At 30.6% G+C, this 19,959-nt stretch carries 21 protein-coding genes; 6 read left to right on the top strand and 15 right to left on the bottom strand.

Annotation, left to right across the window (positions count from 1 at the left end; genetic code table 4):
* Positions 1 to 16: 16 nt before the first annotated feature.
* The gene (gene rnpA / locus FJR74_RS07235; protein ID WP_211333928.1) at positions 17 to 343 is read left to right on the top strand and encodes a ribonuclease P protein component; all 327 of its coding nucleotides are present in this window, start codon (positions 17 to 19) and stop codon (positions 341 to 343) included.
* Complete coding sequence (gene yidC, locus FJR74_RS07230) at positions 333 to 2,339, top strand: membrane protein insertase YidC (protein WP_140914628.1); 2,007 nt, start codon at positions 333 to 335, stop codon at positions 2,337 to 2,339. The genes rnpA and yidC overlap by 11 nt, the downstream gene beginning before the upstream one ends.
* A gap of 86 nt (positions 2,340 to 2,425) precedes the next feature.
* Here the strand turns inward: yidC and FJR74_RS07225 are convergent, their stop codons facing one another.
* Entirely contained in the window at positions 2,426 to 2,818 is a 393-nt protein-coding gene (locus tag FJR74_RS07225) for a hypothetical protein (RefSeq protein WP_140914627.1), read from the bottom strand.
* 124 nt (positions 2,819 to 2,942) lie between these two features.
* On the opposite strand from FJR74_RS07225, the gene FJR74_RS07220 reads away from it, so the two are divergent.
* Both FJR74_RS07220 and FJR74_RS00670 read left to right on the top strand, forming a co-directional pair.
* Positions 2,943 to 3,962 carry a nicotinate phosphoribosyltransferase gene (locus FJR74_RS07220; protein ID WP_140914626.1) on the top strand — a complete coding sequence of 340 codons (1,020 nt, stop codon included), beginning with the start codon at positions 2,943 to 2,945 and terminating at the stop codon, positions 3,960 to 3,962.
* Positions 3,949 to 4,605, top strand: coding sequence for a hypothetical protein (locus FJR74_RS00670; RefSeq protein WP_140914625.1), 657 nt, complete (start codon positions 3,949 to 3,951; stop codon positions 4,603 to 4,605). The genes FJR74_RS07220 and FJR74_RS00670 overlap by 14 nt, the downstream gene beginning before the upstream one ends.
* Before the next feature lie 74 nt (positions 4,606 to 4,679).
* Here FJR74_RS00670 and nrnA (FJR74_RS07215) read toward each other — a convergent pair whose 3' ends face one another.
* The 4 genes from nrnA (FJR74_RS07215) to mutM form a co-directional block, all read right to left on the bottom strand.
* On the bottom strand, positions 4,680 to 5,666 hold the full coding sequence (gene nrnA, locus FJR74_RS07215; protein WP_140914624.1) for a bifunctional oligoribonuclease/PAP phosphatase NrnA: 987 nt from the start codon (positions 5,664 to 5,666) through the stop codon (positions 4,680 to 4,682).
* Positions 5,653 to 6,630 carry a bifunctional oligoribonuclease/PAP phosphatase NrnA gene (nrnA, locus tag FJR74_RS07210; RefSeq protein ID WP_140914623.1) on the bottom strand — a complete coding sequence of 326 codons (978 nt, stop codon included), beginning with the start codon at positions 6,628 to 6,630 and terminating at the stop codon, positions 5,653 to 5,655. The genes nrnA (FJR74_RS07215) and nrnA (FJR74_RS07210) overlap by 14 nt, the downstream gene beginning before the upstream one ends.
* Positions 6,631 to 6,740: 110 nt before the next feature.
* On the bottom strand, positions 6,741 to 6,989 hold the full coding sequence (locus FJR74_RS00655) for a hypothetical protein (protein ID WP_140914622.1): 249 nt from the start codon (positions 6,987 to 6,989) through the stop codon (positions 6,741 to 6,743).
* Positions 6,989 to 7,813, bottom strand: coding sequence for a DNA-formamidopyrimidine glycosylase (gene mutM, locus FJR74_RS00650; protein WP_140914621.1), 825 nt, complete (start codon positions 7,811 to 7,813; stop codon positions 6,989 to 6,991). The genes FJR74_RS00655 and mutM overlap by 1 nt, the downstream gene beginning before the upstream one ends.
* Positions 7,814 to 7,843: 30 nt before the next feature.
* Here mutM and FJR74_RS07205 point away from each other — a divergent pair, with 30 nt between their 5' ends.
* Together FJR74_RS07205 and FJR74_RS00640 are read left to right on the top strand one after the other, a co-directional pair.
* On the top strand, positions 7,844 to 8,311 hold the full coding sequence (locus FJR74_RS07205; protein ID WP_140914620.1) for an L-threonylcarbamoyladenylate synthase: 468 nt from the start codon (positions 7,844 to 7,846) through the stop codon (positions 8,309 to 8,311).
* An 11-nt stretch (positions 8,312 to 8,322) separates the two neighbouring features.
* The gene (locus tag FJR74_RS00640) at positions 8,323 to 8,778 is read left to right on the top strand and encodes an RpiB/LacA/LacB family sugar-phosphate isomerase (protein WP_140914619.1); all 456 of its coding nucleotides are present in this window, start codon (positions 8,323 to 8,325) and stop codon (positions 8,776 to 8,778) included.
* A 67-nt stretch (positions 8,779 to 8,845) separates the two neighbouring features.
* Here the strand turns inward: FJR74_RS00640 and FJR74_RS07200 are convergent, their stop codons facing one another.
* From FJR74_RS07200 to FJR74_RS00590, 10 genes are all read right to left on the bottom strand, one after another.
* Entirely contained in the window at positions 8,846 to 10,156 is a 1,311-nt protein-coding gene (locus FJR74_RS07200) for a YitT family protein (protein WP_140914618.1), read from the bottom strand.
* 120 nt (positions 10,157 to 10,276) lie between these two features.
* The gene (locus tag FJR74_RS07195) at positions 10,277 to 11,728 is read right to left on the bottom strand and encodes a DUF2179 domain-containing protein (protein WP_306766858.1); all 1,452 of its coding nucleotides are present in this window, start codon (positions 11,726 to 11,728) and stop codon (positions 10,277 to 10,279) included.
* 8 nt (positions 11,729 to 11,736) lie between these two features.
* A complete protein-coding gene (gene dnaB / locus FJR74_RS07190) occupies positions 11,737 to 13,197 on the bottom strand; it encodes a replicative DNA helicase (RefSeq protein WP_140914617.1) in 1,461 nt (486 codons plus the stop codon).
* A 23-nt stretch (positions 13,198 to 13,220) separates the two neighbouring features.
* The gene (gene rplI, locus FJR74_RS00620) at positions 13,221 to 13,658 is read right to left on the bottom strand and encodes a 50S ribosomal protein L9 (RefSeq protein WP_140914616.1); all 438 of its coding nucleotides are present in this window, start codon (positions 13,656 to 13,658) and stop codon (positions 13,221 to 13,223) included.
* Positions 13,639 to 15,603 carry a GGDEF domain-containing protein gene (locus tag FJR74_RS07185; protein WP_140914615.1) on the bottom strand — a complete coding sequence of 655 codons (1,965 nt, stop codon included), beginning with the start codon at positions 15,601 to 15,603 and terminating at the stop codon, positions 13,639 to 13,641. Before FJR74_RS07185 ends, rplI begins: the two co-directional genes overlap by 20 nt.
* 58 nt (positions 15,604 to 15,661) lie before the next feature.
* Positions 15,662 to 16,213, bottom strand: a complete 552-nt coding sequence (gene yihA / locus FJR74_RS00610; RefSeq protein WP_140914614.1) for a ribosome biogenesis GTP-binding protein YihA/YsxC — start codon at positions 16,211 to 16,213, stop codon at positions 15,662 to 15,664.
* A 37-nt stretch (positions 16,214 to 16,250) separates the two neighbouring features.
* On the bottom strand, positions 16,251 to 17,180 hold the full coding sequence (gene tsaD / locus FJR74_RS07180) for a tRNA (adenosine(37)-N6)-threonylcarbamoyltransferase complex transferase subunit TsaD (RefSeq protein ID WP_140914613.1): 930 nt from the start codon (positions 17,178 to 17,180) through the stop codon (positions 16,251 to 16,253).
* A complete protein-coding gene (gene tsaB, locus FJR74_RS00600; protein WP_140914612.1) occupies positions 17,174 to 17,728 on the bottom strand; it encodes a tRNA (adenosine(37)-N6)-threonylcarbamoyltransferase complex dimerization subunit type 1 TsaB in 555 nt (184 codons plus the stop codon). Before tsaB ends, tsaD begins: the two co-directional genes overlap by 7 nt.
* A complete protein-coding gene (gene tsaE, locus FJR74_RS00595; protein ID WP_140914611.1) occupies positions 17,728 to 18,117 on the bottom strand; it encodes a tRNA (adenosine(37)-N6)-threonylcarbamoyltransferase complex ATPase subunit type 1 TsaE in 390 nt (129 codons plus the stop codon). Before tsaE ends, tsaB begins: the two co-directional genes overlap by 1 nt.
* Before the next feature lie 189 nt (positions 18,118 to 18,306).
* Complete coding sequence (locus FJR74_RS00590) at positions 18,307 to 19,392, bottom strand: M42 family metallopeptidase (RefSeq protein WP_140914610.1); 1,086 nt, start codon at positions 19,390 to 19,392, stop codon at positions 18,307 to 18,309.
* Positions 19,393 to 19,959 lie beyond the last annotated feature (567 nt).

Below are 19,959 nucleotides of genomic sequence, written 5' to 3'. Positions count from 1 at the left end.
TATTTTTATTTTAATTATGAATAAAACTAACGTTGTTAAAAAGAATTGAGAATTTCAAAAAATACTCGACAAACATAACCAAGTTGTGTCTCGTAACTTAATTCTTTACTTTAACAAATCTGATTTCTTTAGAGTTGGAATTTCAATACCAAAACAATTTGCAAATGCCGTCCAAAGAAATCATTACAAAAACCAAATAAGATCAATTTTGAGAAAGATGGACATAAGTAAAATTAATTACGATACTGTGATTATTGCTCGCAAAGGTTTTTTCTCACTTGATTGAAACCAAAAGGTTAAAGAAATAAATAAACTTTACGAAAGGATAACTGATGGCAAATAAAGACGGTTCTAAACACTATCAAGAATTTAGAGTCCATAAGCCAGAAAACAAAGCGCCTAAAAACGTTTGAAAACAAATCTGGAAATGATTAAAAATCGTTATCATGGTGCTTTTTATCACAGTTGGTTTAGTTGGTTGCGTTCAGTCATTCTCAGTTAAATCAAGTACCAAAGTTGGGGCTGGTCAGGAAGTTTATGTTAACAAAGCTGACATTTCTCCAAACGTTGTTACCATGAGATATGACGGAACCAAAAACATGTTTGTTCTACCTAACAAGTATGACGAAAAGAACGTTGTTGTTAATACTTACTTAGGTTTAAAAAGCAAAGAAACAGTTGCTAAATTAAGAGAACAAGACCAAAAAACCGGTGGAGATTACGGTATTTATGGTGGGTCAACATTTGCATTACAATTGCAAACGCCTAAAGATGGTGCAACAAACTATAAAGATGAAAATAGTTGAAATAACGTCGTTGCCACTCCAGAAGGTGTATCAACTAAAGAGGGTTTTGTATACGAGCGTAATGGAAATTATGTATATATGAACCTTGGTACCGACAAGGGAGTTGGAAAAACTTTAAATTACCAACCAGTTTCGAAATTTACCGAAATTTATGTACCAGTTTCGATTATTTGGGATCAAAAAGATGAAATTAAAGACGCTAATGCAAATGTTAAAGCTAAAGTAAATGACTACACAAGCTTGCAATCTATTAAATTACAATATGTTGATAGCACATTGCCTGGTGGAACTTCACAAGAAACAGTTCTGTTACGTGATTTATTGCAAATCTTAATGGAAGAAACTCTTGTAACCTGAAACAAAAGCAACACACTTAAAATCAAAGTTACTGAAAATTCTTCAAACAATGAATTTACCTTCAACCAAATTATTGGCGCAAACCCAAATGCCACTGGTGAAGAATTAATTCAAATTTGAAACGCTTACTTACAAAAATATGCTGAAATAGCTAAAAATCAAACAAAAATTACCGAAGCAGAAGGTCAAAAATTCAATGCTGTTATGTTATGAACTTCTGAAGCAGTTAAGAGTTACTTATCCACTCTAAACTTTAGAACAAATGGTTACAGACCAGATGGCAAAGAAGTTTTAACTCACTCAAACATTAGTGCTATTGGTAACTTCTCATTAGACAACTGAAAAAATAACTTATACAACACAGGTGCTTTAGTGCCTCAAAAAGCAGTTACAACATACAAAGAATACTGACAACAAGGTCCATTCTACGGAATGTTTGTACAACCAGTTAATGCATTTATGCATTCAATTATTTCAAGTTTAGGAACAACTGGATGAAGTGTTATCTTAGCTTTAGTTGTTACAGTTATTATCGTTAGATTGATTACATTTATCGTTTCATTCAAAACCTTATTTACTCAATCAAAGATGGAAGAATTTAATCAAAAGAAAGCTAAAATCGAAGCCAAATATTCAGCCTATAAAGGCGATAAACAAATGCAACAACGTAAACAAATGGAAATTAGCGAACTATACAAACGTGAAAAGATTTCTCCGTTCGGACAAATTGTCACGATGTTCATTACATTGCCTATCTTAATTGTTGTATTTAGAATTATTTCTACATCTCCTGAAATCAAACAAGCTTCATGATATGGAATTCAATTATCAGCCACTTCAATTAACCAGGTATTTAGAGCAAAAGAATATATTTACATTCCGATTATTTTAGTTTCTATTGCAATACAAGCTTTAGCTCAATACATGCCTAAGATATTGAATTGAAAACGTAAAAAATCATTACGGGGCGATGCATATCAAAGAGCAGCAATGAAAAAGGAAAATCGTAAGGCTAACATTATTTCCTTAGTCTTTATTGGTATAGGTGTATTATTCAGCGCCGGTTTACAAATTTATTGAATTATCGGTGGAATTTGAACAATCTTCCAACACATCTTCGTATTCTACTTCCAAAGAACAAAATTATTCAAAACCAAAGTAGAACCACGTTTATAATAGAGGGCCGAATGTGATTCGGCTTTTTATTATCTAGTTTTACAAAAATATAAAAAAATGATGCTATATATGCATCATTAATTATTTTAATTATCAGCTTGAATGTATGCTTGAATTGGTTTATCATTTGCTTCTTTTAGTGCAATCATTGCCGCAACGCAGAAGTAAAGTCAAACGATGTTTAACAAAGGAATAAAAGTAAAGATAAATTTATTTTTCATTTTAAGGTCATTTATTTTAATGCTATATTTATATCCAAAACCACCTCAAATCATAAGTCCTATCATGAAAACAAATGTCATTACGAAAAATAAAATTGAAGTTGGATAAATATGACCATAATTTCCATTATTTATTTTATTAGTTGTTAATAAAATAATTGCCGAAATCGCTCCTACCAAAAAGAAAATTTCGAAGGTTATAAATCATTTACCAATTTTATATAATCTCATCGGTTTGCTTATCTTTTTCTTTGCCATTTTAACTCCTTAATAATATTATCAATATTATTTTATTACTTTTTTATATAAATTCAAAGGGTTTTTGCCTAAATATAATTAATATATTTTCTTTATAATAAAATATTATGTGTAAAGGAAAATTATGAATCTAAAAGATCGTATATCTATTTATTTTTTTAAAACTAAAAAAATTGCTGAAAAGTACCGCCACGATGATATCGTTACTTTGCAATTTTTCCAAAGACACAATGATGTTAAATTATGCGGTATTAATGAAGCAATAGAATTATTAACTAAAAATACAGATACAACAAAATATATTATTCGCTATTTACCCGAAGGCAGCATTATTAATAACCGTGAGGTTGTTTTAGAATTAGAAGGCCCATATTATGAATTTGGGATTTGAGAAGGAATGATTGATGGTATTTTGGCTCGTCAAACATCAATTGCAACCAATGCATATCGTGTGATTAAAGCAGCAAACGGAAAAGTCGTTATTAGTATGGCCGATCGTGCTGATCATTACATCAATCAACTAAATGATGCATATGCTATCAAAGTCGGCGGTATCGAAAACCACTCAACCTTAGCAAGCTCAAATCACGATAAATCTCACACTTTTGGTTCAATGCCACATGCGCTTATTCAAATGTTTGGTGGAGATGTTGTTGAAGCTTGCCGGGCATACCATAAAGCATTTCCAAAAGATGATTTATACGCGTTAGTTGATTTCCATAATGATGTTATTGGCGATTCATTAGCTTGTCTAAAAGAATTTGGAAAAACTTTAAAAGGCGTAAGAATAGACACATCAAAAGCATTGATTGATAAAATGTTTACCGAAGGTGAAGCTGAATTTGGCGTAACTCCAACTCAAGTAAGACGTTTAAGAGAAGCACTTGATGAAAACGGCGGTGAGCATGTCAAGATAACGGTTTCAAGCGGGTTTAATGCTGATAGAATTGCCGAATTTGAAGCTGAAGGCATCCCTGTTGATTATTATGGAGTTGGTGCTTCTTTATTGAAAATATGAGTAAATTTCAGTGCTGATGCAACTAGATTGAACGGACAAAACATTGCTAAAGCTGGTCGTGGATATTTAAAAAATCCAAAGTTATTAGTATGAAACAAGGAAGAAGGCCTAAATGGACAAAAATAAGGAACGTAAAGCTAAATTTAAAAATGGTTTTTTTAACTTTTTAGGTTTTTTAGCTGTTGCTGCATTTTTAGTAATCGGAATTATATTAATGATTGCTGGCGCACAAGTGCTAGGTCAGCTAAATAAAGCTAGTCAAATTACATGTTATGTATTCGGTTCGATTTTTCTAGTATTGTTTATTCTAATCATTGTTAAATTAATTTTAATTATTAAGGCGGAGAATCTATACGAAAAGCAGGCAATTGATACTGATGCATTATTTAAAAATTCGGTATTAAGCGAAGAAGAAGCTAAAATTCATGAGGAATTTAAAACAAACTATGCGAACCTACAAAGCGCAGTTAATATTTATTTTGGCTTCATGTATGAACTTGAAAAGAAACAATTTAAGCGTGACTCAATTCATATAACAAACCCTGAAGTTAGGGCTTTAATTGAAAAAATGATTATAGAAACTACTAAAGAATATGGATTATTTGATTTATATCTAGCAATTGATTTTACTAAATCATTGAATAAAAAATTCGTCTGAAAAGGTGATTTTAAAAAATACAAAACTTACTTCCAATACATAAGAAGTATAATTCATTGCTGTGATGATTTTATTTATGATACATTTATTACTGTAAAAAAATCAGAATAGTAAATTAAATTATAGAATGGCTTTTGTCATTCTATTTTTTTATAAAAAAATTAGACCAATAAGGTCTAATTATATTATTTATATTCAGCAATGTTTTTGATTTCTTCTTCTAAATCTCTAACAATCAATGGAATATTTTTAGGGTCACTAATTTGTGCTCCTGAAGCACGGTGGTGTCCACCGCCTCCTCATTTAACAGCAACATTTCTTACACAAGCACCATTAGATCTGAATTCACATCTGATTTGTCCTGGTTTTTCTTCAGTGAAAAATACTCACGCTTTATTGTCATCAATAGAAGACAATACGAATGGACGATTAGCTTTAAGAGGGTCATCAATTCCTAATTTAGCTTGGTCTTCTAATGAAAAGAAGAATGAAACAACGCCGTTTTTAATTTGCATATTTTGTTGAATATAGTTATTGATTTTAATGTCTTCTAAACTTCTTTTTGCCATTTCACCATGTAATAAATCTTTTTGAGCACCATTTTCTCATAATCAGCTTACTAAGAACATAGTTTTATAGGTTGTTGTATTCGTTGTTAAACGAACTGAGTCAGTATAAATACCTAAATATAGATATGTTGCGGCTGCAGAGTTTAATTTTCATCCTAAGCCGTATGCTAATTCAGTAACTTGTTGAGCAGCTGCAGGAGCTTCTGGTTCAACTCAACGCAATGAAGCGTTTAAATCATCATCATTAGGGTGGTGGTCAATTCTAATAACTTCATCAAAACAATTATCGTCTAAGTATTTTCTGCATTCTAGTCTTTCTTTATAGTTTGCATCAACAATAATTGCTAAAGAGTCTTCTAATTTTTCATATGGTAAGTCATCCATTTTAAAGTTTAGATATGGATACACATCTTTAGGATCACCAACTACATAAACATTTTTTTCTGGGTAGTTTACTTCAATTAAGTTTTTCATTCCAAATTGTGAACCTAGACAGTCACCATCTGGACGAATGTGGTGAAAAATAACGATGTTTTTATGTTTTATGATTTTAGATCTAATTTGATAGAAAATTTCCATTTTTTCATCACTAATTTTTAGCATGTTTTCTAACCTCCGCTTTAAGATCTTCGATTAAGTGTTTCATGTCACGTTTATTTTGACATGTTGCGCCCGAAGCCACTTCGTGGCCACCGCCAGGCGCATATTTTTCACAAATGTGATTAATTCAAATGCCGTTTGATCTTACCCGAGCACGAATTGTTCCATCTGGTTGGTCAATGAATAATACTCAGATTTTGCAATCTCCAATGTTTGCCATGATATTGACATCATTTGCACTATTTTCATCTAAGCCAAATTTCTTTTGAACTTTTTTGCTTGCGTGGAATCATAGAACTTGGCCGTCATTTACGTAGTTTAATAATACGTAAGCGCTAAAACGAACTTTCTTTTCATCACGCACTGACAATGGGAAATTAACATCTCATACTCTGAAATTATTTCCTTCGTGTAAATAACTCATAACATCAAATGTTCTTTGTTGTACATATTCGTATTGGAATCTACCTGAGTCTGTATTAATTCCTAAATATGTATATTCAGCAGTTTTTTCAGTAACTTTTCATTTTGCTTTCATTGCAATGTAAGCAACTTGTTCAGCAGCAGCAGCGTATGTTGCATCTTCTCAAGTATAGTCATAATTAATATCTGGATCAACAGGGTGGTGGTCAATTCGTAACATATGGGTAAAGTTACCATCCAAAATGTATTTTGCGAATTGAATTCTGTTTGAACTATTAGCGTCGACAACAACTCCTAATGAATTATTAAAGTGTTCTTTTGGGATTTCGTCAAATTTATCAAAATCTCAAACTAGAAATGGGAAAATTCCACCATTATCTCCTAATACATAAACATTTTTATCAGGGTAGTTAGTTTTGATCAATTCTCTAAGTCCAAATTGTGAACCTAGACAGTCACCATCTGGACGAATGTGGTGAAAAATAAAAATATTTTCATGTTCTTCAATTGCTTTTTTAGCAATTTCTCATGTATTTTTTGCCATATATGCTCCTATTATAAAATCTAAAATTGTAGTGTATGTACATTATTAATTATAAATTAATCATTTTTAATTATGATTAAATTTCAAAAAAGCAAAAAAAAGCAACTAACTTATTTACGTTTATATACTCTTATTTTTGACCCATTTTTATTTAAATAACTAAAGGGGAAGCACTCTTCTTCTAATAAATCTTCTACAACAAACTTAACTGCCCCAGTTCCAATGCCAACTATGATGTCAATATACTCCATATATTCATCTTCTTCAAATTCCTTTAAGGCATTCAATGTCGCCGCAGTTGCTTCGATTGTGTCATAGCCGTGTAAATCCAATACTAAGGGGAAAAATCTAAAGTTCATTAGTACTCTTTTTGGCAATGTGGACAGTAATATGTGCCTCTTTGATTAACCTTAATTTTTTTAGTTGGATTATGACACACGCTACATTCTTTTAATTTGTCATTGTGAACTTTTAAAAAGTTTTGATACTCGCCTTCTTGGTTATTCAAACTTTCATATGAAAATAGCGTTGTGCCGCCTTTTTGAAAACTTATCTCCATAATGTCACCAGCATTTTTAATAATCTTCGCAATTTGTTCTTTACTCAAACTTGATGATTTTGTTAGGGGGCTAATTTTAGAAGCAAATAAAGCTTCATCAATATAAATATTTCCAATTCCCGAAACTATTTCTTGATCTAATAATTTTGTTTTAATTGAAACATCTGAATGTTTAAGCTTTTTATAAACTTCATCAATATTAACTGAATTTGGCTCATTAGCCACTTTAGATAGCGGCAAGATTTTATTATAATTGTCTAGGTCTCTTAAATAAAATGTTCCAAACATACGGCTGTCGCAATAATGTAATTCAGAGTTGTCTTCAAATATAAAGCGTGCCATCAAATGACTGTCTTCTGGGCTTGGTTTATCATAATATCTATATTTACCTTCCATTCTTAAATGAGAAAGCAGTACTATATTATCACTTAAAAATATAATGATATGTTTTCCGCGATTTTCAATATTTAAGATCTCTTTATTGAGCAAGGCTTTTTTAAAATCTGCTACATTTTTTTCTTTAAATAATTTTTCTTTCAAAATTACTAAATCCTTAATGCGTTTGTGTAAAACTTTTTGCCGCAAGGCTTTACACACGACTCTAACTTCTGGTAATTCTGGCATATATTCTCCTTGTTTTGTTATAATAAAATTATGCCAAATAAATATAATAAATTATTCATTTCAACTACTGACACTGTCATTGGCATCGGTGGCCCAGTTAATGAAGAAGTAAAAAACTTAATATATGATATTAAGGGCCGCGATAGAAACAAAAAATTAATAATTTTAGTTTCTTCAATCAAACAAGCCCGCAAATTTCCAGAATGAAATTCACAAGCTGAAGCTTATGCTAAAAATTATTGACCAGGAGCTGTTACTCTAGTAGTAAATGATCAAGGTTTTAGAATGCCTAACCAAAAAGGTTTATTAGAATATTTAGAAACTAATGGGCCAGCTTATATGTCAAGCTGCAATCTATCAAATGCTCCGGTATGTAAAACTATTGAAAATGCAAAACAACTATTTCCAGAAATTGATAATGTTTATAATTTTGGAGAAATGTCTCAACAACCTAGCAAAATTATTAGAGTTGAAGATGGCGAAATTTTAAGAAGTTAAAAGGAGAGATAATGAAAGTTAAAATTACAAGCGACCACGCAGGACACTTAGCTAAAGAAGAATTAGCGAAACGTTTAGAAAAAGAAGGTTATGATGTTGAATTATTTGGATCAACATCAGCTGACAAATCAGTATCTTATGCAGAAGTTGGAATTGAATTTGCTAAAGAAATTTTAAAAGACAAAGATGATGAAAATACAAAATACGTTGCTTTCTGTGGTTCAGGACTTGGCATCAGTATGGCATTAAATCGTTTCAAACACGTAAGAGGCGCAAGGGTAACCAGTGAAGAAGATGCGCACCTAGCAAAATTACACAACGATGCTAATGTATTATGTATGGGTGGAAGAATGTTGGAATCAGATCAAGTTGAAAACATATTCCACGAATGAGAAAACACCCAATTTGAAGGCAATCGTCACATTCCAAGAATTAACAAACTTGACGAAGTTGGGGAAGATAATTAAAATTTGGTTTCGACCAAATTTTTTTATATTAAAAATTTAAAAAACAAGGCTTTGTGGCCTTGTAATTTTATTCTATTTTCGAAGTGTCAAATTTACCAAATACTTGATGAACTTTAGTTACTGTGATTCATGCATTAGGGTCAGCCAATAAAACTTCGTTGCGAATTAGGTTTTGTTCTAAATAAAGAGCAAAAGTTTCGATCCGAACAGTTTGGGTATTTGTGTATCCCGCTAACATGTTATCAATGTTGTAACCATGTCAATAATTAATTTCTTTGAAGTGTTTAATAATCTTATCTGGTTCTTTGGTATAAATTTCAATTTTAATTTTTCTATATTTAGGATAAATAACCTCGATGAATGCATTATATAGAAATACATATCCGATCGTACATACAGCTCTTAATAACAAGGCTGCGTGATTTAAAGGTTTATTACTTGTTTTATCAATTACACCAGCAAGTTCAAGTGATGAAATTAAAATGATTGAGAATGCTGCAAAACATAGGGCAACGATGGTTGAGATTCTACCAACACTTTTTTGTTTAATTCTTGATACGTAATAAACTACAAAATCTGAACCAGCGGTTGAAGCTGAGTTTTTTCATGATAGGCCACCAGCCGAACCGGCACATACACCACCAATAATTGTATAAACGATAATTGGTCAAGTTGGATTATTATATCCTGCTTCTAAAATGATGTAGAAACGTAAGAATTGCGACATCTGAGCAGCTGTATATGCGATGCCACCAATGGTTGCTTCGGCAGGTGTATAAGCAACACCGTTGTGCGCTTTAATATAATCTCAAACCGGCGCGTAATGTGATTGATAATTTCCGTATACATCTCAAGGAATTAAGGCTTTAAATGAGTTAGTGATTTCTTTACCATCTTTCATTGGTGAATGTCAGTTAACGTAGAGTATCGAAACGTTATCAAATAAACTTTGCACTGCAGGTATTAATAAAAACGATTGGAAAACAACTTGCCATAGCAGTCAATAAGTTGTTAAAACCATGAATAGCCGTGAGTTTTTCTTTCAGAAAATAATAATGAATGGCAAGTTAAATAAAAAGTATATATAAGCAAAATATGGTGCAGTTGCAGAAACTGTATAAGTTATCGATTGAACTAGCGCTGATATACCGGTAGCAACAGTTGCAGCTTTTGCTAAGAACGTGGCAACACCAATGTTATATAAAATTGCAGAAATAAAAATCATTAACATTTTTTTAGGAAACTTGACTCAAACATTAAAGAATGTAACCCCGTATGGATTGATATCAATACCATTAACTCTGTTTTTCACACGTTTCGAATGTTTTATTCTGGATTGTTTTTTTAATTCTCTAAATTCTTCTGTTTCGTTAGCCATTTTTACTCCTATATTCTGCTTCGCAATAATAATAACATTTTTTTATGCTTTTTTACAATTTTATATTTAAATAAAATATTTAAAATGAGTAATAAAAAAGCCAGAAATTTCTGGCTTTAATTAATCTACATATGAAGTATCAAATTCACCTATCAAACCATGTATATTCGAAATGGTAATTCAAGCGTCCTTATCGACTCTTTTTACTTCATCTAAAATTTGATCACGTTCTAGATATAAAGCAACAGTTTCAATCTTACCGAATTCGGCGTGACTGAATCCGCCAACACCATTGAAAATATTAAATGAGTGAATGTAACCAATTTTTTTGAATCTTTCAGCAACAAGTTCAGGTCTTTTTGTGTAAATATCAATTTTAACTTTTTTGTACTTAGGATAGAATTTATTTACTAATGCTGAGAAGACTAATAGATATACTATTGTACCCATAATTCTTACTAAAAATTCGTCAAAGTTTCACACATGGCCTAAAATGTTTCCGGTGTATTCAAGTGAACCAATAACTAAGGTTGAAAATGATGAGAAACAAATAGCAACCATTAAAAATACATTTCCAACTGGTTTTTTATTTTTATAAGCAATGTAGTTAGAAATAACTGATGTTCCACCAATTGAACCACGTTGTCTTCAAGCAACGATAGAAGCAAATCCTTCAGCCGCTCCCCCTAAAATTGCATAAACTAAAACGGGTCAGTTTTCACCGTTGTAAACGCCTAATAAACGAGTGTTATAAGCAGCGCCATCTCCATATAGAATTTTTACGACATGGCTTTCATTTAGCGCTAATAAAGCACTCGAAGATTCAAATAGTGAATTAATATTGTGGTAAACAATTTTTAAATCTTTTTCACTTAATAAGTTAGCAAAATATTTTATTAATCTCATGTTTTCAGCAGATAGATTTGCTGCTAATGGTTTGTTTTGAGATAATAAAATTGCATTGTCAAAAATAATATTGTAATTTTCTTTAGTTATTTGAGGCAATATTCTTGTGTCAAGACCAAATGGGTCTCAGTAGAATCTTAAAACTTTACCATTTTCAACCACTTGTCCGACTGGATTATAAATTGTGATACGTTGGTTTATAAAGTTTACGATTGGGTTTGAACCACGTCCAGCATACTCAATAAAAATACATTGAATAATTACTTGGAATAACATTCAATAATAAGTGAGCACCATAAACATTCTCGGGTTCATTTTCCAAAAAATAAACATCAATGGTAAATTTACCAAAACATAGAATAAACCATAAAATTGTGCAGTAGCAGGCGCAGTAAAGGTAATAATTTGTGCTAATGACGAAGTACCACTAGCAATAGTTGCGGCCTTCTTTAAGAACACTGTTAAGGCAACGTTGTATAAAAAAGCACTGACAAACATTCACAACACTTTTTTAGGATATTTTTTTCAAATATTGAACAAATTAACTTTTTGTGGGTTCAATATTTTCATTTTTTCCGCGTTTTTCTTAATACGTTCTTCTTTAGTAAGAGCTTGCTTTCTAACCTTTGCTTTAGCCTTTTGCATTTTTGAGCTTAAATTAGGCATAAAGAAATTTACTCCTCTCCCTTTTTAGGAACATATAATTTTTGTTTTTCTTGTTTTCTAACAGCTTCAGCATCATAAATGAAGCGGTTACATTCAGGGTTGAATAACAATTTAACAACACCTGTCCCACCTTGACGGTTTTTAGCTACGATAACGTCTGTTAATGATGAATTATTAAACTTGGTAGTGTTTGAATTATCATTAAAAAATTTATTTTCATCATAGTCATCAGTGCCGCCAAGCGGTTTAACTTTATTATAATAGTCTTTTCTGTGCAAGAAAATAATTTTATCAGCATCTTGCTCGATATTACCAGATTCACGTAAATCTGATATGATTGGAATTTTGTCTTCACGTTTTTCAACGTTCCGGCTCAATTGGCTTAATGATAAAACTGGACAACCCAATTCACGTGCCAATTGTTTTAATGAACGAGAAATTTTAGCAACTTCAAGTTGTCTATTTTCTTGATTTGATTTGCCAGAATCGGCAATTAGTTGTAAATAGTCGACAATTATTAAGTCAACTCTTTTATTATTGTGAAAACGTTTTGATAAAGTAATGATGTCTGAAATCGTCAATGATGCTTTATCAATTAAATACATCGGTCAATCTTTCATTCTATCAACTGTTCAATATAATTGTTTCAATTGGTCTTGACTAATTTCATTTTTACGAATTGCTGACATTGGAACAATCGAGTCAATTGCAACCATTCTTTGTGATAACTGCGGAGTTGACATTTCAAGCGAGAAAAACAATACAGTTTTGCCTTTTTTAGCTACGTTATTTGCAATATTCAAGGCAAAGGCTGTTTTCCCCATGGCTGGTCTGGCGGCCAAAATTACGAGATCACCAGGGTTAACACCTAATGTTAAATCATCCAACTGAGGAAAACCGAATTTAAGGCCAATCCCGGTATCAGTTTTTTCTTTATTAATTATGTTATTTAGAATAGTTTTAGAAGAGTCCCCAATAGTTTCTCACATAGCATTAACTTCGGAAATATCTAAATTTATTAATTGAATTTGTAATTCGTTTATCAAATTATTAATATCAAATTTCTTATTTTCAACAGTTTGTTCAACTGCTTTTAGCAATGCATTTAGTCTATCGGTTTTATATTGATCGATTAAATTTTTTTTGTATGTTTCAAGTTCAGAAGCAAATCCGGCATTAGCCATTAATTTGCTAATATATTCATAACCTTCCATACCTAATAATTTAATTTTTTCTATTAGTTTTTCTTTAGTTAGGTAATTAATTAAGTTACTAATATCAAAATTTTCAGAACCGTTTCTTACGGCTTGAATTGCGCCGTATAAAATTCCATTAGGCGCGAAATGAAACATTTCAGGACGGATGATTTCACTAACATTTAAATAAGAAACAGTATCATTAATGATTAAACCCAACAATGATGTTTCATTATTTAGAATCGCAAATTCTTTGGTATCCAATTCGTTCATAAAATCCTCCGTTAATTAAATTATTATTTTTCTTCTAAAATTGTGATTTTTAATTTTGCGGTAACCTGGTCATGTAATTTGACAGAAACCATGTGAACACCAAAAGTGTTGTATGACACTCCTTTTAGGGCGTGAGCTCCCACTTTGATGTTGTGTTTTGCTAATTCTTTTTCAATAGCTTTACTTGTAACGTTACCGTGTACAATGTTACCGTTTGATTTTAAATAGAATGTTAAATTTAATTTTTCAATTTCAGCTTTTACTGCACTAGCTTCAGCAATTTCTTTTGCTAAATTTTCAGCAATGTTTGCCTTAACTCTTTGTAGGTTTGCTAAGGTTTTTTCATTAACAGGTTGTGCATAACCATTTTTGATTAAAAAATTTTTTCCGAAACCATCATTAACTTCAATGATTTCGTTTACTTTATGTTTTTCATAGTTTTTAATTAATATTACTTTCATCTTTCACACTCACTATCGCTTGTTTAATATTGTCTACAAATAAATCTAGACTTTCATTACTTTCAGCAGCGGCTGCACCAAAGTGCCCGCCACCATTAACTGCTTCGGCAATAATTTGAACGTTTGTATTAATACCCCGAGCAGACATTTTACAAATTTTTGTGCCAGGTAATTTAGCAACTACGAAAGCTGCTTTTCTGCCATTAACTCTTAAAATTTCATCAGCAGCAATCGAAATAATATCAGTTGATGCTTCAATATCTTTATAGGCAAGATAATAACCCGGTTTAACTTCTTGAAGATTTTCCAAAAGTTCTTTAACTGTTTTAAAAATTTCTTCATTCATCTTCAATGTATTCACTGATGTTAAAATCTTTGCGCCTCATTCTTGCAACAACGAAGCTGCAGCAAAAGTTTTAGCTGAAGTTTGTTTTTGGAAAGTATTTGTATCTAAGTAAATACCATTTAGTAAAAATTGTGCCACTTGCTCATTAATCTTATCACGGTTATTAGTTAGGGCAATAACTTCAGTTACTATTTCTGATGCTGATGAAGCTGATGAGTCAATATATAAATTTTCTCTAAAGGCAAAGTCTGGATTTTTACTAATTCTATGGTGATCTAAAACAAAAACATTTTCTTTTTTGATATTTTTGAATGGTGCCGTATTTTCAATTCTGTTTTCGTCAGATGTATCACAAATAACCACCATGGTTTTTTCATCTTGAAGAGCTTGTGCCTCTTTTGGACTAATAAATATTTCTTGTTCTTCTTTTGGTAATGTTTTGATTATACGATTTGTTGTATCGTCAAACGTTTCATTTTGAATATATGGTCGTTTACCAAAACCTTTTGATAACGCATAAATTCCCATAGTCGAACCTAACGCATCAAGGTCAGCATTTTTATGCCCATAAATAATCACTTTTGATATTTGTTTTGATTTTAATCTCGATATCAATAGTTTACTGATGTAATTTACGTTTGTTCTTGATAAATTAACATCAATTTCAGAACTTGAACCATAGTGCCGAGGTTTTTCATTTTTTGTCATTACAGTGATTTGATCTCCGCCCCGGGTTTGTGATTGAAGCAAGGCTTCTTTTGCCATTTGGTCGAGTGTATCATGTTTATAAATACCGTAAGCAAAACCAGCTGATAAAGTTACAGAAATATCTTTGATAACTAGTTTATTTTTAATATTGGCAAAGAATGAAAAACTATCTGTTTCAAATATTTCTAGCGTTTCTTGGTTAGTAATCAAGAAGAAACGCCCGTTTTCATATTGACGATATATTAGATTATATTTTTTTGCTAAATCATCTAATACATTAACAATACCAGCATAAAGTTTAAAGATTTCTTCTTGCGATAAAAACACTTGATATAAATTTATATTATCCACATTCAACTCACCAAACACAATTCTTTGGCGTTTGTAGTCATTCAAAAGGTTCGTTTGCGTTGTAATATCTTTAATAACTGCCATATTTCTTTCAAATGATACGTGAACCTCATATTCAAAGTTATCTTTTGAAAAGTTAAAGTCTAGGTTGTTATTTGTTCATTCCTTAACATTAAAAACATCTCTAATATTCTGACCGATAATTTTTTTGCCAAAACGACTTTCCACAAAATTAGAAGCCAAAATTATCTTTCCTGTATTTAAAAAAAAGATAAAGCCAGATCCATATTGTCCTATTTCGTTTTGCACATAATAATTTAATGAATTTTTAGCAACAGCTGCGGTTTTTAAATAATTAGTTAATAAAATTGCGATGTATATTGCTAAACCACCAATAAACAAAGTGTATAAAACAGCAACAGCAATTTGGCCGCTTCAATTTAGTTTAAAAATTCCTACAAAAAATAAAATTGTTGGAAGTAAGAATAAGAAGACAATTTCTAAAATTAAATATATTCTTCTATTTTTTTTGTTATTCATACAATTAAAATTATATAAAAAATTGCATAAAAAATACCAATATATAAATATTGGTACCTTATAAGTTATAAAAGTCTATGATATCTTGTAATCCGATTTTCTTTTCTGAAGAAATCATGAAAATATTAATATCATTAGTAAAAGTTAAAGCTTGCTGCTTTACTTTGTGTTTTTGCGATTGATTTGCTTTATCAATTTTAGTAATGATAATATCAAATTTAATGCCCAATTCTTGAATATATTCAATCATTTCTAAATCTATTGGCATAAAACCAACTTTAGCATCAATTAAAATACAAACAGTTTTTGGGTTTGTATCGTTTCTAAAATAATAATCAATAATTCCCGCTACTTTGTCTTGCGATTTCTTGCTCATAGCCGCATAACCATAACCGGGTAAGTCAACAATAATTTTACCAGTATCGGTTTTAAAATAATTAATTAATCTTGTTCTACCGGGCGTTGAAGATGTTTTAGCAATCTTTTGTTTTGCCAAAGCATTTATCAGACTTGATTTTCCAACATTCGAACGACCTCAAAAAACAATTTCTTCTTGACCATGTTCCAATCAACTACGATGGTCTGAAGCGCTTTTTACATATTCTCACATACCAAAATTATACAAAAAAAAGTAACGCTATAAAAGGTTACTTACGGTTTTTTTCATACGCTAAACGTGCGATCATCATTGCGTTATCTGTAGTATATTCCATTTGAGGTAAATATACATTGTCATGCAACTTTTCAAACATTGCCCTGATAGCAGAATTAGCACTAACTCCTCCGGCTAAAACAATACATTTTGGATTATATAATTCAATTGCCTTTTGCATGTGTTCTTTTAAATATAACACAACCGTATTTTGGAATTCAGTCGCATATTTTTTTCAATCAATTTCTTCATGACGATTGATTTGATTATTAATTAAATTAATAATATTGGTTTTAATACCACTAAATGAAAAGTTCAAGTATTTATCTGTTTTAGGTATTGTATAGTGACTTAAATAAATATTTTTATACTCGCGTCATGTTTTGTCAATAATTGGTCCACCAGGAAAACCTAAATTTAATTTTCTGGCTACTTTGTCATACACTTCGCCGACAGCATCGTCTTGAGTTTCGCCAATCAATTCATATTCATCTTTAGATTTATATAGCATTAATTGAGAATGTCCTCCAGATACCAATAATCCTAGCGCGGGATATTGAACTTCTTTACCAATAAATGCTGAATAAAAATGTCCTTCTAGGTGATTTAAGCCGACTACTTTTTTATGCAATGACATACCCATTGCCTGTGCCACCATATGCCCAACATGTAAAGAGCCAATTAATCCTGGTTCCTTGGTATAGGCTATCAAATCAATTTCATTTAAATTAATTTCTCGTTTTAAATCATCAATTAATAAACCAATGTTTTTAACATGTAATCTTGAAGCAATTTCAGGAACAGTTCCGCCATATTGCTTGTGGACATCAATTTGAGATATTGTTTTCATTCATAGTGGTTCATTATCTTTTAGTAATGCAAAAGAGGTATCATCATGCGAACTTTCAATAGCAAAAATTAACATTTTTCACCTCCAATTTGTGGTTCATGTAAATAAAGCAACTCAACATCCAATGGGTTTTCTACTTTAGTAAATTTATTTAAAAAATATATAGGATTTTGCTCAAATAAATCATAATCAAACTTATCGTATGCTAAATCATCATCAACTAATTTGCAACTAAATTCTGGGTTAAATTCAATTAAATAAACATTATAACGATTGGCCTTGATTCTGATTTTGTTATTGTTTTCACTCAATAATTGTTTTTGCCATCTGAATAATTCATAGGTAGGAGAAACATATAATTTTCTATCACTAATTTGAGCTAATGTTTTGGCAAATAGGAAGCCAATTCTAGCTCCACTAAAACTTCCTGGACCCAATGTTGTATAAATTGATTCAACATTGTCAATAGAAACTTTTGCGTCTTCTAATAACTGATTTAAATTTTCATAAAATGCGTCAGTCTTTTTGACTAAATTTTCAACTCTAACTTTAGCAATTATTTCATGATTATCGATTAATGCCATATATAAATCAGATAATGAAGTTTCAACAAATAATTTCATTATAAAGCCTCCTCAACAATCTCAAATACGTGGTTTTGATCTTTATCGAAATAAACATTGATTTTTAAATACTTTTTGAAATTACATTTAATTAAATCAGATCATTCGACCACAACTAATTTATTTTCAAAATAATCTTCATAAGCAAACAAATCGCCTTTTAATTTATAAGCATCAATATGTACTAATTTATCGTATACCAAAATTGTATTGAATGTAGGCGAAACAATTTGTTTCCTTTCTCCTATAGCCTTAGCCAATTCAGAAGTAAACGTTGTTTTGCCGGCTCCTAATTCTCCGTTTAATAAAATGGCTTCAATATTTTTGCGTTGCAATACATAATCAACTAATGGTTTTAAATTTTCATTATGTTTAAAAGTAAATTTCATATTAGATCCTTCAATGTTTATTTATCAATAAAAAATTATATTATAAATTGCCAAAAAAAGCCCAGTATAATATCTTTACTAGAAAAATATTTTCAAATCAAAACAAATTACATGTTTTTTAATTTTGGCAATGAAAAAAGAAAATGGTTGATTTGATAACCAACCATAGTCTTATGCTTAAAATTTTTATTATTTGTATTGCATTTCTTTTCAGTCGTTTTCGTTGAATGATTTAATGAATTCAGTTAATAAATCACCGGCAGCTAATAAATCACTAATTGCGCAGACACCAATTGGTGAGTGTAAATATCTTTGAGGCAATGAAATAGTTAAAGTAGCTGCTCCGCCGTGTGAGAATTGTAATTCGTGAGCATCGGTTCCACCACCCATAGCAACAAATTTATAAGCAGGAATATTGTTTTGTTTTGCTACATTTTGGAAATAATTTACTAATTTAGGGTCCATCATTGTACCACGGTCAAAAATTCTTAAAGCAGCACCTTTAAATAATGAAGTGTTACCTGGAATTGTATTAGGTGTATCGTGCGATGCACAAGTATCAAGTGCAATGGCAACATCGGGGTCAACTAAACTTACTGAAGTTTTAGCACCACGTGTTCCAACTTCTTCTTGAACTGTTCCAACTAAATATAAATCAACATCTAAATCTAGATTTTCAATGTTTTTAGCGATGTATTCAAGTACAGTAACACCAGCACGGTTATCCATAGCTTTACCACCAATTAAGTTAGGGTCAGCAAAGTGAATTGTTTCACCACTCATATATACTAAATCACCAACACCAACACCGTTAGCTAAAACATCTTCTTCAGATTTGAAACCAAAGTCAGCATATAAGTCCATAATAGTAGGAGCTTTAGACATTTCTTCTGATTTCATAATGTGAATTGAAGTATGTCCGAATAAACCTATAAATTCACGTCCATCAGCTGTTTTTAAAGTAGCTTTTGTTCCAATTACTGTTGCTGGTCAAATTCCACCAACAGCTGATAATAATAATTGTCCTTTTTTATCAATGTTTCTTACAATAAAACCAACTTCGTCCATGTGTGCTGCGATCATAACTTTGGGAGCGTTAGCTTTTTTTGAAGGCTTGTGAAAAATAACTGATCCAAGGTTATCACGTGAAATTTCAAAGTTTTTGTTTCCTAATGAATTTTTTAATTCTTCAACAATTAAATCTTCATAACGTGACATTCCTTTTAATTCCATATATTTAATTAATCTTTGTTTAAAATTTTCTTGTTTGTTCATATTTTTACTCCTTAACAAAAATTTATAACTTAATTTTATCATTTAAAAAAATCTAAGTGTCAATTATACAAATAAGATATTATTATCTTAATTTTAATAGCTTTTATAATTTTGAAATATTATATTTTTAATAGATTTAAATAAGCATAAAGTAAATAAAAATAGATAAAAATATATACCCACAGCACCTTTTAAAGGCATAATTTTGCTTTTTTTTAATCACCGGCTAATAATAGAAAACATAATTAATGTAATTGATTTATATATTGTAATAATTTCTGATACTGATAAAATCTCATCAAATGAAGAAAAGGATCTAATTAATTTTATACAATGTGGTTCAAATAAGCATAATTAACCATATTAAATCAAATTAAATACTGCTTTTTTAATAGTGGGGTTACAAAAGTATAAAAAAATAGCCAACTGGCTATAATTAATTGTTCTCTGAAAACTGAATACGACTTGTAAATTTAGATTAACTTATTCTATAGAATTCACTATTAAACCTATCAATTTATTAGTACTGGTCAGCTGAATGCATTGCTGCACTTACACCTCCAGCCT

It is taken from the genome of Metamycoplasma neophronis, from assembly GCF_006491995.1.
GTDB classification, from domain to species: domain Bacteria; phylum Bacillota_I; class Bacilli_A; order Mycoplasmatales; family Metamycoplasmataceae; genus Metamycoplasma; species Metamycoplasma neophronis.
This window is presented reverse-complemented; position numbering and strand designations above follow the sequence as displayed.